The sequence below is a fragment of the Marinobacter sp. tcs-11 genome, from assembly GCF_002049515.1.
Lineage (GTDB): Bacteria > Pseudomonadota > Gammaproteobacteria > Pseudomonadales > Oleiphilaceae > Marinobacter > Marinobacter nauticus.
On sequence record NZ_LLYU01000004.1, the window covers coordinates 1 to 13,506 of the forward strand.

A 13,506-nucleotide genomic window follows, 5' to 3' on the forward strand; every position below is an offset into this window, starting at 1 on the left:
CAAAACTCAATTTCGACGAGTCACTGTCCTGATATTTCGTGTCCGAAATACCTCGGCCAGCGCCCACACGAATTACTTGGTTAACTTTTTAAAGAGCGTTTGAGCTGTTGCTCAATCAAGGCCGCGCATTCTACATCGTTCCGCCGCCTTGTCAACCGTTTATTTTTCGCCGTTTTCGCTACCGAAAACCGCCGAAAAACTCTCCGGCTTACTGCCTGTTTCGAGGTGCGCATTCTACACTGAACCGCCTTCCTGTCAACCGCTTTCTGAAGTTTTTCTGAAACATTTTCTTCAGCGCTTTCAAGCAGTTATCGCTCGGGTTTCGGCTCTTTTCAGTGGCCTGCCCCTCAAGCGAGATGCGCATTCTACAGACCTCAGCCGAGGAGTCAACGGCCAATCTGAAAAAATTTCAGATTGGCCAAAACGCCACGATAATCACTCGACAATGACCACCCGGGCAATCTTCTTTTTACCCGCCTGGATGACGCACTCTTCCCCTGCTACGAACATGCGCTGACCTTCAAACTGCTGGCCATCCACATAAACCGCTCCACGCCCAAGCACGTCCCGCGCCGCAGCACCGTTCTTTACCAGACCCGCGAGACGCAAAACAGCAGGCATCGGAATCTCTCCCTGCCCTTCCAGCGAAACTTCCACGACCGGCACGTTGTCCGGAATCTCACCGAGAGCAACCCGATTACCCGCCGACTTGTGAGCCGTCTTTGCGGCCTCCTCATCATGGAAGCGAGTAATCAACTCTTCAGCGAGCACCTTCTTATAGTCCTGAGGGTTTTCGCCGCCGGCAACCGCGGCCTTGAATTGCTCGATCTCAGCCATCGGCCGAAAGCTGAGCAACTCGAAGTAGCGCCACAGCAAGTCATCAGGCATGGAAAGCAGCTTGGTATACATCTCCCCCGGGGAATCGCTGACCCCCACATAGTTACCGAGAGACTTCGACATCTTCTGGACGCCATCCAGACCTTCAAGAATGGGGACCGTCAGAATGGCCTGCGGTTTCTGACCGTAATGCTTCTGAAGAATCCGCCCCATCAGGAGATTAAATTTCTGATCAGTACCACCCAGCTCAATGTCAGCTTCCAGCGCCACCGAGTCGTAACCCTGCACCAGAGGATAGAGGAATTCATGAATGGCGATTGGCTGCTCGGAGCGATAGCGTTTGGTAAAATCATCGCGCTCAAGCATACGGGCAACCGTATATTGCCCGGCCAGGCGAATCATATCCGCCGCCGTCATCTTGCTCATCCACTCGGAGTTGAAGACAACCCGGGTTTTTTCCCGATCCAGAATCTTGAACACCTGCTCTTTATAGGTAATCGCATTTTCGCGCACCTGATCTTCAGTAAGCGGAGGCCGGGTAGCACTCTTTCCTGTGGGGTCACCGATCATTCCGGTAAAGTCACCAATCAGGAAAATAACTTCGTGCCCAAGATCCTGGAACTGGCGCAGTTTATTAATAAGAACCGTGTGGCCGAGGTGCAGATCTGGCGCGGTTGGGTCGAAGCCGGCCTTCACTCGCAGCGGCCGACCTTCTTTAAGCTTTGCAACCAGGTCTTCCTCTGGAATCAGCTCGTCAATGCCCCGTTTGATAATCGCCAGCGCTTCATCTATTGATGCCATGAACCCCTCACCCCGTCTGTGACAATAAAGCGGGTGCCGGTTACAGAGGTCTACAAAAGAAATCTGTGAGTTACCGGCACCCTTGGTACAGTAGAAATGCTCAGAAAACGACCAATCAGAGCATGAAAAGCCCGGGATTATAGCAGCGGCGGCGCAGTTTGTACGACCAGCACAGCCGCTGGACTGTAATGTTGGACACTGTCGCAATTCTGTTATATGCGGTACTCTGTTGGTCTATACTTGACCTGGCGCTTTAATAAGCCGGTACAAATTACTGGATTACCGATTAAAACGGGTGAGCCACGTGCTGAAAACATTCCCCAAAACACACATTACCCTGGCGGCAGCCGCCACGGTAATCGTCTCTGCTGCTGTCCTGATGAGCCCAAGCGCAGACGTTGAAGCCAAGCGGATGAGCTACACTGTCGACCTGGAACAGGGCCTGGTTTCCGGCGCCTCCTCACAGGAAGCCAGCACCCAAGCCCCCGCTCCGGAGGCTCAGACAACAAGCGAAACATCTGAAAGCCAGAGCCAACCAATGGCAGCTCAGGCAGACGTTGCACCCGAGCCTGATATTCATTGGCAGGAATTCACTATCAAATCTGGCGATACACTCTCCACGTTGTTCCGGAAAGCCGGATTCAATGACGGCCTGATGCTTTCGGTGATTCACGGTGACGGCGAGGCCGACAAGCTCCAACGCCTTTATGCCGGCGAGGATATCCGGTTCGGCGTGAATTCCGAGGGCGAACTGGTTGCGATTGAACTCCAACGCTCGTTGTTGGAGTCCCTTAAAATCGCGCGCACGGAAGACGGCTTTCTTGGTGAGACCGTCGTTCGCGAACCCGAAGCCAGACCGGCATTCGCCGCAGGCGTTATTGACGGGTCTTTATATCTCGCAGCCAGGGACGCCGGCCTGAATGATCGCCTGACCATGGAACTGGCCGGCATTTTCGGCTGGGACATCGACTTTGTATACGATGTCAGAAAAGGCGACAGCTTCGAAGTGGTTTACGAAGAGCTTTATATTGATGGCGAAAAGTTTGATACCGGCCGGATTCTCTCTGCCCGCTTTATCAACCGGGGAGAAGATAACCTTGCGCTGTTATATACCGATGCGAACGGAGAAAGTGACTACTATTCACCCGACGGCAAGAGCATGCGCAAGGCCTTCCTGAGAGTGCCGATCAACGCCCGGGTTTCCTCGCCCTTTAACCTGCAACGTCGCCATCCGGTTCTTGATGTGGTTCGTCCACACGAAGGTACCGATTATGCCGCACCTCCGGGCACCCCAATCAAGGCCGCCGGCAGCGGCCGGGTGAAGTTCGCCGGTTGGAAAGGCGGCTACGGCCGAACTGTAGTGCTGCAGCATGGCGACAACATTACAACACTCTATGCTCATATGAGCCGTCTGGGCAAAGGCATCAAGAATGGTACCCGGGTCAAGCAGGGCGAAACCATTGGCTATGTCGGTTCATCCGGCATGGTGACTGGCCCCCACCTGCATTACGAATTCCGGATCAACGGTGCGCCGAGAAACTCCAGAACGGTCAAACTCCCCGACGCCAAGCCGGTACCGGACAGCGAGATGGCCAGGTTCCAGAAGTTCACTGAACAGCGCCTGGCACAGTTCAACGTGTTCCGCGAAAGCAATCAGCAGCTGGCGCTGGCCTCGGATAACTGAGCATGGACTACTGGCTAGGCCTGATGTCAGGCACCAGCATGGACGCAGTTGATGCGGTGCTGGTGTCTTTCGACACGGACACCCTGGCCGTCCACGAAACCTTCTCTCTACCCTATACCGACGCGCTGCGCCAGCGATTACTGCTGGCAACGCGCAACCAGGCAGACCCCGATGAGCTGGGTGAACTGGACTCCCTGGTTGGCCAGCATTTTGCGGAAGCCGGTGCCCAACTGATTAAAAAGTCCGGCGTTGATCCTCAAAAGATCCGGGCCGCAGGCAGCCATGGCCAGACCATTCGCCACCAACCAACCGGAAACGCCCCCTTTTCCCTTCAGATTGGCAACGCCGCGTGGCTATCCGAACGCCTGGGAATCACCACAGTTGCCGATTTCCGAAGTCGGGACATCGCCGCCGGCGGACAGGGCGCTCCCCTGGTACCCGCTTTTCATCGCTGGCTCTTTGCCTCACCCACCCAGGATCGATGCATTCTGAATCTCGGTGGCATTGCCAATATCACCTGGCTGCCCGCCGGATCGAGAAAGCCGGTCGTCGGCTTCGATACCGGCCCGGCCAATGCCCTGCTGGACGCCTGGTGCCTGGACCAGACCGGTCGGCATTTTGATGAAGACGGCCACATGGCCAGTGAGGGTGCTACCCATTCCGAGCTGCTTGCCAGCATGCTGTCAGACGCCTACTTCAGCAAACCAGCCCCGAAAAGTACGGGCAAAGAGCGCTTCAATATCGACTGGGTGCGCACGCATCTTCAGCGTTTCGACGAGATCCCCGCCGAGGATGTGCAGAGAACCCTGCTGCAACTGACTGTGACAACCATTCTCCAGCAGTTACCACAGGAAAATGCAGACATGGCCGTTTACGCCTGTGGTGGCGGCACCTTCAATCGATTACTGATGAGAGAACTCAAGGTGGGGCTTGGCTCCGCCGCACTGCACACCACGGCGGATCTTGGTCTTGACCCTCAATGGGTGGAGCCGGTGGCGTTCGCCTGGCTGGCTCGACAGAGCATCCTTCAGTTGCCGGGTAACGTGCCCGAAGTCACCGGCGCTTCGGGCGAGAGAATACTGGGCGCAATTTATCCGCCCTGATTCAGATGGAAAATGAGCTGCCGCAACCGCAGGTCGAACTCGCATTGGGGTTCTGAACGACAAATTGTGAACCCTGCAGCCCTTCCTGATAGTCAATAGTCGCGCCCACCAGATACTGATAGCTCATTGAATCGACCAGTAGCTTGACGCCGTCCCGTTCGATGACGGTGTCATCCTCTTCCTGACTTTCATCAAATGAAAAGCCGTACTGGAATCCGGAGCAGCCGCCGCCTGTCACAAACACGCGCAACTTGAGATCGGGATTTTCTTCTTCCTCAATCAACTCACGCACCTTCGCGACGGCGTTGTCGGTGAAAAACAACGGCGTGGCCATCTGTTGCTGAACTACACTCAAAGTCTGCCTCCGGCATGGTATTGCTGTCGGGAAATTATGGTATTCCTGACTAAAACAATCAACTATTCGGACTTATCCTCATCTTCAGTTGAGACTGAACCGTCTGCCTGCCTATGTTCATGAGTCAGCAAGCCACTGGTCTCGTCCTTGCGAACCAGGTTACCGTTGACCGAGGCGCCCATCGCCATCTCAATCAGCTGGTAATAGACATTGCCGGTGACTACCGCTTTTTCTGCCAGCTCGAGGTGGGCAGAGGCATGCACATCACCCTTTACCTTGCCATTGATGATGATGTGGGGGGCCACCACGTCGCCAACGATTTCTCCCACCTCTGACAAACGTACCACCGCATCGGAGCCTTCTTCGGCCACAACCCGACCCTTGATGGTACCGTCCACGTGAAGGCCACCGGAGAAATGAACGTCGCCCTCAACGGTCGTCTTGCCGGAAATCAGGGTATCAAAATGGCCGGGGGAACGGCGGGGTTTCTGCTTTTTCTTGCCAAGCATCTCAGTTCTCCGTTAAATCTTTCCAATCAAAGGTTCGTTCAGCCTGGGATGCCTTGCGGCCCTCCGCCTGGGCGACGACCTGAATCTCATAGGGCTCAAAGCTCTCAGGAAGGCGCAGGCTGCCCTCCACATCCTGGAAGTAGCGGAACCGGAATTTCACGCCCAGATCATCAATCTCATCCGACAGATCCCTCAGCGCAATCACCTCTTTCTCGCCATCCAGACGACCGATAACATTCACGGCCACCAGGCCCGAAATATAGCTCTTGTTGTTGCCAACCTGAGTCAGCACCATTTTGAAATCGAAAGCGCCAGACTCCCGGGCCGGGTTCAGTGTAAAACTGTCCACCTGCAGACCCTTGCTGGTTTCCGAAGGCGCCATGATATTGCGGTAGAAGGTAAGGTCCGCCTCCAGCTCCGAGATGCGGGTCTCCAGGCCGACAATCGTGTTTCGCGCCTCCCGCAGTGCCTGCTCGTCGATGGCGCGCCCACGTTCGAGGTTCACCAAGCCCTGGCGTGCCTCCCGGTATTGCTCCCGCAGGTTCTCCACCTCCTCCACCAGTTGCTCAGCAGACGCTTCCGCCGAGCTGAAACGGAAACCGCCCTGGGCGAGCCCGGCGGCATATCCGGCCACAGCCGCAATGACGGTGAATGCCAGCAGAATCAGGCTGCGACGTAACCGGTAACCCGGCCGGTGGCGGATAACAACGTATTCATCCGCCGGTTTTCGAGGATCACTCACGGCCCGTCCTCACGGCAGCAGAGCCGGAGCGTTCAGGCCCATGGTTTCATCCAGACTGAACATGATATTCATATTCTGAACGGCCTGGCCGGCGGCGCCCTTCACCAGATTGTCGATCACCGATGACACAATCACGATGTTGCTGTCTTCCTGGCGGTGTAATGCCATCCGACAGTGATTGGCGCCACGGACACTGCGGGTCTCCGGATGACTGCCAAACGGCATGACATCCACGAAAGGCTCGTCTTTGTAACGCGCTTCATACAGCGCCTGAAGTCGGTCAAAATCCTGCGGGTTTTCAAGCTCGGCATACAGCGTGGCTTCGATGCCGCGGATCATCGGTATCAGATGCGGCACAAAGGTAACACCAACACCTTTGCCTGCGGCGGCCGTCAGGCCCTGGCGGATCTCCGGCAAATGCCGATGCCCGGAAGCCCCGTAGGCCTTGAAACTCTCGCCTATCTCACCGTGGAGCATGCCAATCTTGCCCTGCCGGCCTGCACCGCTGGCGCCGGACTTGGCATCGGCTATCAGCCTTGCAGGATTGACCAGACCGTGTTCCAGCAACGGCAGGAACCCCAGCTGTACGGCTGTCGGATAACACCCTGGATTCGCAACCAGTTGAGCGTCACGGATGGCCTCGCGGGCCACTTCCGGCAAGCCGTACACCGCTTTCTCGGCCCAGTCGGCACTCTCGTGGGGCATGCCATACCAGTTTGCCCAGGTATCAAGATCCTTCAGGCGGAAATCCGCCGACAGATCGACGACGCGAACACCTGAGGCCATCAATTCCGGAACCATGCGCATGGCAACGCCGTGAGGCGTGGCAAAAAACACCAGGTCACAGCTCGCCAGCACCGATGCGTCGGGCTCGGAGAACTCAATGTCATAATGGCCTCGCAGGTTGGGATACATATCGGCCACGGGCATACCCGCTTCCGATCGCGAGGTAATGCAGATAACCTCTGCTTCCGGGTGGACGGCCAGAATTCTCAGCAGCTCTACACCCGTGTATCCGGTTCCGCCGACGATGCCTACTTTAATCACTCTTATCTCCAACGTGGTCTGGACAGAATTGGGAAGTCAGGGCACGTAGTCTAACATGATAAACCAAGGACTTATTGCAGCCTGCGGGCCCGCCGTTACAATGTTGTCAGAAATCTGCTGATGATCCCGACACTCCAACCGGAACACCCCGCCAATGCGTAGCATCAGGCAACAGATTACCGAGAATCTGATCCCCGTATTCCGGCGGAAGCTCTCCGGCGTTGATGCGTTACCGCAATTGGCGGTTCTTGGCCTGCTCTCCGGCATTGTGACCGGCGGCGTGATCCTGCTGTTCCGACTCGCTATTGAATGGCCACTGGAGCATTTCCTGCCGGGCCAGGGTTCAGAGAGTTTCGAAGAGCTGGACCTGCTCACCCGCGGTCTTCTGCCCCTGGCCGGGGCTCTGGGGTTGGGCCTTTTTTTGCACAAACTCGCCCTGCACGACCGCAAGGTCGGCATTGTCCATATCATGGAGCGGCTGAACTACCATCAGGGCTACATCTCCTTCCGCAGTGCCATGGTTCAGTTTGTTTCCGGGGTTACCACGGTCATCACCGGGCAATCCGCCGGCCGGGAGGGACCTGCCGTACATCTGGGCGCGGCCTTTTCCAGCCTGCTCGGGCAATGGATGAGGCTACCCAACAACAGCATTCGTACGCTGGTCGCCTGCGGTTGTGCCGCTGCCATTTCCGCCTCCTTCAACACCCCCATCTCCGGCGTGATTTTCGCCATGGAAGTGGTGATGATGGAATACACCATTGCCGGCTTCACTCCGATCATCCTGGCCGCGGTCAGCGCTGCCATCGTCACCCAGGCGGTTTATGGCACCGAACCGGCGTTCAGTGTCCCGGCTCTGACCATGAATTCACTGCTGGAGATCCCCTGGATTCTCGCCATTGCCGTTATTATCGGCATCGCAGCGGCCGGATTTATCCAACTGGTAGACAGTATGGGCCGTTACCATCACCGCCCGGTGTTGCTACGAATTGCCGTGGCCGGCCTGTTGATGGTGCCCTTCGCCCTGGTCATCCCGGAAACCATGGGCATCGGCTACGATACGGTGAGCGAAACCATTCACGGTGAACTCGGATTCTGGTTACTGATCGGCGCGGGCAGCGCCAAGCTGATCATCACCGGATTGTCCATTGGACTGGGTATGCCCAGCGGTGTTATCGGCCCCACCATCTTCATGGGCGCCACCCTGGGCGGCGCCATGGGCCTGATCGGCGCCCAGATGTTCCCGGACATTGCCTCATCGGTGGGGTTTTACGCCATGCTGGGTATGGGGGCGATGATGGGCGCCGTGCTGCAGGCGCCACTGGCGGCTTTGATGGCGCTGATGGAGCTCACCCGGAACCCGAACATCATACTGCCAGGCATGCTGATGATTACTACCGCCAGCCTGGTGACCAGCGAAGCCTTCGGCAAGAAATCCCTGTTCCTGACCATCCTCAAGAGCCAGGGCCTGAGCTACCAGAATTCCCCCGTTATCCAGGCACTGAGGCGGGTTTCGGTTGGCGCCATCATGGAACGGAATATTCTTCGAACCGAGCGCGCGCTCACGCTTGAAGAAGCCAAGAAAGCCCTGAAATCGGAACCGAAATGGCTTCTGGTGGAAGGCAGCAATGGCCCCACCGCCCTGCTACCGGCCGTCGATCTGGCCCGCTTTCTTGAGGACACCGAGAAGCAGGCCGCCGAGGAAGGCACCGAATTACCGGAATCCATTGATTTGATGGAAATCCCCGCCAACCGGCGGGATGTGGCACCGGTACAGTACCAGGCAACGCTGGAAGAAGCCCTGCATCAATTCGACAGCACCCAGGCTGAGGCACTATACGTACAACGCCATGTGGCCCCCATGATTCAACGGGTTTATGGTGTTGTGCTGCAAACGGATATCGAAAGCTACTACCAATACCGACGGAGTTAACGAATGCTTTGGGTGAAAGCCTTCCACATTATTTCCCTGGTGTGCTGGTTCGCCGGCATTTTCTATCTGCCCAGACTGTTCGTGTATCATGCCGCCTGCGAGGATGAACCAGGCAAAGAGCGGTTCAAGGTGATGGAACGCAAGCTTTACCGTGGCATTACTACGCCTTCCATGGTCGCCACGGTTGTATTCGGTGTCTGGCTGCTCAGCTATAACTGGTCAGGCTATTTCAGTCAGGGGTGGCTGCATGCCAAGCTGACGCTGGTGGCTTTGCTGATCATCTACCACTTCTACTGTGGTCACCTTGTCAAAGTGTTCCGGGATGACCAGAACACCCGTAGCCACGTGTTCTACCGCTGGTTTAATGAGCTGCCGGTGTTTGTCCTGCTCGCTGTCGTGATTCTTGCTGTTGTTAAACCATTCTGAGGAGATCGGCCATCAAAAGCTTCACCCGCCCCCACGTACTGGTGCTCTCCGGGCTGGATCCGTCTGGTGGCGCCGGCATACAGGCAGACATACAGGCCATCACATCCATCGGCGCCCATCCGCTGCCCGTGCTCACCTGCCTGACCGTGCAGGACACCCGCAACGTATATGGCGCCGAGCCCGTCAGCCCGGACCTGATCAAACAGCAACTGGAGTGCCTTGCCCAGGATACGCCCATCCACGCCATCAAAACCGGGGCGCTCGGAAATGCCGAAGTGGTGGAGGTACTGGTGGAGTTTGTGCAGAAGCATTCGGGCGTGCCTTTGATTGTCGACCCGGTGATCAAGGCGGCTGGCGGTGGCGATCTGGCTGATGATGCGCTTGTCACAGCCATGAAAGACAAACTGTTTGCCAGGGCTGAAATGATTACGCCCAACGGCATTGAACTGGCTCAGCTCGGCGGCAGCGACAATCCGGCAGAGGCCGCCCGCAACCTTTTGCAGACCGGCTGCGAATCCGTGCTTGCCACCGGCGGCCACGGCTCCGGCATCCACATCATCAACACATTGTATAACCACGCCCCGGAGCCCATGGAATGGGAGGTGGAAAGGGTTGGTGCCAATGAATATCACGGCACCGGCTGCACGCTGGCAGCGGCCATTGCCGCCGGCCGGGCCATGGGCCTGTCACCGAGGGCCGCGATTTCCCAGGCGCAGAATTACGTGCATCGGGCGCTGCTGCATGCCCTGACAGTTGGCCAGGGTCAGAAAGTTCCCGACCGGGGTATTCTGTGGGAACGGTAAGGTCTCAGATCAGACCCGGACTGTACGCCATCACCGATAACCGGCTAACCCCTGCCGACACCCTGATTGTCTCGGTAGAGGCAGCCCTGGCCGGAGGCGCGCGGCTGGTTCAGTATCGGGACAAGGGATCGACAGCCTCTGAACGGCTGGTTCAGGCCAGGAACCTCAACAGCCTGTGCCAGGGGTTCGACGTTCCGTTACTGATTAATGACGACCCGGAACTTGCCGCCCGAGTCGGCGCCGCTGGGGTTCATCTGGGTCAGGATGATTGCTCATTGGTCGACGCCAGGCGCTTGCTCGGGGAGCATGCCATTATCGGCATCACCTGCCATCACAGCCTGAATCTGGCCCAGACAGCCGTTGACGGCGGTGCGGATTACCTGGCCTTCGGCCGCTTTTACGATTCGGCTACCAAGCCAGGTGCGCCGCCGGCCTCGCCGGACGTTTTAACCGAGGCAAAAGCCCTTGGGTTACCCATTACAGCCATAGGCGGAATCACCGGCAACAATGCGGAGCCCCTGATCCGTGCCGGGGCAGACCTGGTTGCCGTAGTGGGCGGCCTGTTCGGCGGCCAACCCTCAGACATTGAAGCCCGGGCCAAGGCATTTAACCGTCTGTTCGCCCGGCATCATCCACTTTTTTCACTTTCCGAATAACAGGAGACAACCGTGAATCATTCCGAAACCCTCTTTGAACAGGCCCAGAAATACATTCCCGGCGGCGTGAACTCCCCGGTACGGGCATTCCGTGGTGTTGGCGGTACTCCGGTCTTTTTCAAACACGCCGAGGGCGCCTATCTCTATGACGAGGATGACCGGCGGTACATCGATTTTATTGGTTCCTGGGGCCCGATGATCCTGGGCCATTCCGACCCCCGCATCAAAGCGGCGCTGCACGCACAGGTCGATCTGGGTGTGGGTTACGGGGCCCCGACCGCCATTGAAACCGAGATGGCGAAAAAGGTGTGCGAACTGGTGCCCTCCATCGAACTGGTGCGCATGGTCAACTCCGGCACCGAGGCCACCATGAGTGCCATCCGTCTGGCCCGCGGCTACACCGGCCGCGACAAGATCGTGAAATTCGAAGGTTGCTACCACGGCCACGTAGATTCCCTGCTGGTCAAAGCCGGTTCCGGCGCCCTGACCCTGGGTGTACCCAACTCACCGGGAATTCCGGCCAGCCTGGCGGAGCACACCCTGACCCTGACCTACAACGACATTGACGAGGTTCGTGAAACCTTCAGTCAGATGGGCGACCAGATTGCCGCCATTATCGTTGAGCCTGTGGCCGGCAACATGAACTGCATCCCGCCCGTGCCCGGCTTCCTGGAAGCGCTGCGGGAAGTGTGTGATGAGCACGGCACCGTGCTGATTTTCGATGAGGTAATGACCGGATTCCGGGTGTCGCTCGGCGGCGCCCAGGGGTTCTATGGGGTGAAGCCCGACCTGACGGCTCTCGGTAAGGTTATTGGCGGCGGCCTGCCCGTCGGTGCATTCGGCGGCAAACGCGAAATCATGGAGCATATCTCGCCGCTGGGCCCGGTTTATCAGGCCGGCACCCTGAGCGGTAACCCGCTGGCAATGACCGCCGGGCTGACCACGCTGAATGCCATTTCCGAGCCCGGGTTCCACGATCGCCTGACGGAAAAAACCAATCGGGTGAAGGATGGCTTCAAGGCGGCAGCGGATGAAGCCGGCATCCCACTGGCGGTTCAGTCCGCGGGTGCCATGTTCGGCTTCTTCTTTACTACCGAACCAACCATCACGCGCTTTGACCAGGTGATGGCCTGTGACGTGGAACGCTTCAAGGCATTCTTCCAGGGCATGCTGAAGGAAGGCGTTTACCTGGCGCCCTCAGCATTCGAGGCAGGCTTTACTACCGCAGCGTTGTCAGATGAGGATATTGAATTCACTCTGGCAGCTGCGCGCAAGGTCATGAAAACGTTGTGAGGCACCATTGCCCCCGGGTATCGATCCGGGGGCGAACCTCCGCTGGGCTAGAATACGCCCTCAAGGGAGAGCAACAGCGTATGCCGACGATAATCGTATTCGTTGAGCTCACTCTGCTGATGACGGAAAAACCATTGCGGCCTTAATAACCAGCGCGCAGTGAGATCATACTCAGCCATCAGCCCTACTCCGGTCAAAACGTCTTCCCGCCTGCGCTCCACCAACATCCCCGACTCAACCCAGCGATGCGGCTTGCCATAGCGACTATGGCGAACCGATAGCTCACCCGCCAGGGCCAACCCCGGCGACAGCTGATAATTCGCTTCCAGAATGAGCTCGTGCCTTGTGGGCGATACGCTGACAAACCGTTCGGGTACGTCCAGATCTTCCCGGTTGTTCAGTTCCAGGCGGTACTCGCCTGCCAGGTCCAGATCACCCAACGGATAACCCAGCCCTGCATTCAACTGGTACCACCGGCCATCGTAGGCCTGGTAGCCGTCACCACCATCCACCTGCTCCAGGGCAAACGCCAAGTCACACCTCAGATCTTCGGCAGGTAAACACTCGGCAGACCGGGCCAGCAACTCAGCCCCCCAGCGGGTTTCCAGACTGTCTCCGTCAAGCCACGAACGCGACACCACGGGCCGAACCCCAACCGCCCAAGGCCCCCAGGAACGCATGACACCGAAGCGCGCCTGTAACAACTGCTGATCGTAATCGCCGTCCTCGACATAGTGTCGGGCAAACGCGATCAGGTCCATCGAGAGCCAACGATCGGCATCCATTGCATAATCAAAGGAACCGGCGGCAACAACTTCGCCAAGTGCACTTCCCTGATTACTGGCGGAATCTTCAGGGGTTGCCGAGAGATTGCTGTCGTAACCTGCGCCGAGGGACAAATAACCATAGGCATCCACTCGGCGCTCGGCCAGAAGAAGTGCCGGACCGTCGAGTTGTGCCAACTGCTGCTCGGCAAGACGCTGGACAGATTCCGGTGGCGAAGCCGCGAGGCTCGCCTCAAACCATCTACAGGCTTCCCCCGGCCGATCATCAGCAAGGGCGACCAGGCCCAGGTTATACGCGGCCAAGGCGCGATCGTCGCTGTCCAGTAAACGGGAAAACCACTGCCGGGCCGCCGGATAATCCCCCAGCCGATAACAGACCACACCCAGATTGTAATGCAGTGACGGAGACTGAACGCCCAGCTGTGCAGCCTGCTCAAAGCTTTCCCGCGCCTGGCCAAGGTTGCCTTGCTGAAACTGGACCACACCCTGGGCCAGAGCTTCGCTTGCCCCATCAGAGAAAGCGGATTGGGCCAAC

At 57.7% G+C, this 13,506-nt stretch carries 13 protein-coding genes; 7 read left to right on the plus strand and 6 right to left on the minus strand.

Annotation, left to right across the window (positions count from 1 at the left end; all coding sequences use genetic code 11):
• Window positions 1-435 precede the first annotated feature (435 nt).
• Window positions 436-1,638 (minus strand): tyrosine--tRNA ligase, encoded by a 1,203-nt coding sequence (tyrS, locus tag ARC85_RS06125; RefSeq protein ID WP_286714523.1) that lies wholly within the window; start codon window positions 1,636-1,638, stop codon window positions 436-438.
• Between the two features lie 304 nt (window positions 1,639-1,942).
• On the opposite strand from tyrS, the gene ARC85_RS06130 reads away from it, so the two are divergent.
• On the plus strand, window positions 1,943-3,322 hold the full coding sequence (locus ARC85_RS06130) for an OapA family protein (RefSeq protein WP_286714524.1): 1,380 nt from the start codon (window positions 1,943-1,945) through the stop codon (window positions 3,320-3,322).
• Window positions 3,323-3,324: 2 nt separating this feature from the next.
• Window positions 3,325-4,425 (plus strand): anhydro-N-acetylmuramic acid kinase, encoded by a 1,101-nt coding sequence (locus ARC85_RS06135; protein WP_153740762.1) that lies wholly within the window; start codon window positions 3,325-3,327, stop codon window positions 4,423-4,425.
• 1 nt (window position 4,426) lies between these two features.
• On the opposite strand, the gene erpA is transcribed toward ARC85_RS06135, so the two are convergent.
• The 4 genes from erpA to argC form a co-directional block, all read right to left on the minus strand.
• Window positions 4,427-4,759: an iron-sulfur cluster insertion protein ErpA gene (gene erpA, locus ARC85_RS06140; protein WP_011784224.1), complete on the minus strand. Its 333-nt coding sequence runs from the start codon at window positions 4,757-4,759 to the stop codon at window positions 4,427-4,429.
• An 83-nt stretch (window positions 4,760-4,842) separates the two neighbouring features.
• On the minus strand, window positions 4,843-5,289 hold the full coding sequence (locus ARC85_RS06145) for a bactofilin family protein (protein ID WP_153740764.1): 447 nt from the start codon (window positions 5,287-5,289) through the stop codon (window positions 4,843-4,845).
• 1 nt (window position 5,290) lies between these two features.
• Complete coding sequence (locus tag ARC85_RS06150) at window positions 5,291-6,031, minus strand: DUF6776 family protein (RefSeq protein ID WP_286714525.1); 741 nt, start codon at window positions 6,029-6,031, stop codon at window positions 5,291-5,293.
• A gap of 9 nt (window positions 6,032-6,040) precedes the next feature.
• On the minus strand, window positions 6,041-7,078 hold the full coding sequence (gene argC, locus ARC85_RS06155) for an N-acetyl-gamma-glutamyl-phosphate reductase (RefSeq protein WP_286714526.1): 1,038 nt from the start codon (window positions 7,076-7,078) through the stop codon (window positions 6,041-6,043).
• 154 nt (window positions 7,079-7,232) lie between these two features.
• Here argC and ARC85_RS06160 point away from each other — a divergent pair, with 154 nt between their 5' ends.
• The 5 genes from ARC85_RS06160 to hemL are packed head-to-tail and all read left to right on the plus strand — an operon-like array spanning window position 7,233 to window position 12,186.
• Window positions 7,233-9,008: a chloride channel protein gene (locus ARC85_RS06160; protein ID WP_286714527.1), complete on the plus strand. Its 1,776-nt coding sequence runs from the start codon at window positions 7,233-7,235 to the stop codon at window positions 9,006-9,008.
• Window positions 9,009-9,011: 3 nt separating this feature from the next.
• Entirely contained in the window at window positions 9,012-9,434 is a 423-nt protein-coding gene (gene hemJ / locus ARC85_RS06165; RefSeq protein WP_011784219.1) for a protoporphyrinogen oxidase HemJ, read from the plus strand.
• 41 nt (window positions 9,435-9,475) lie between these two features.
• Complete coding sequence (thiD, locus tag ARC85_RS06170) at window positions 9,476-10,237, plus strand: bifunctional hydroxymethylpyrimidine kinase/phosphomethylpyrimidine kinase (protein WP_286714528.1); 762 nt, start codon at window positions 9,476-9,478, stop codon at window positions 10,235-10,237.
• On the plus strand, window positions 10,225-10,893 hold the full coding sequence (gene thiE / locus ARC85_RS06175) for a thiamine phosphate synthase (RefSeq protein ID WP_114434744.1): 669 nt from the start codon (window positions 10,225-10,227) through the stop codon (window positions 10,891-10,893). The genes thiD and thiE overlap by 13 nt, the downstream gene beginning before the upstream one ends.
• 12 nt (window positions 10,894-10,905) lie before the next feature.
• Window positions 10,906-12,186 (plus strand): glutamate-1-semialdehyde 2,1-aminomutase, encoded by a 1,281-nt coding sequence (gene hemL, locus ARC85_RS06180; RefSeq protein ID WP_199453118.1) that lies wholly within the window; start codon window positions 10,906-10,908, stop codon window positions 12,184-12,186.
• Between the two features lie 47 nt (window positions 12,187-12,233).
• On the opposite strand, the gene ARC85_RS06185 is transcribed toward hemL, so the two are convergent.
• Complete coding sequence (locus ARC85_RS06185; RefSeq protein ID WP_286714529.1) at window positions 12,234-13,505, minus strand: tetratricopeptide repeat protein; 1,272 nt, start codon at window positions 13,503-13,505, stop codon at window positions 12,234-12,236.
• Window position 13,506: the final 1 nt, after the last annotated feature.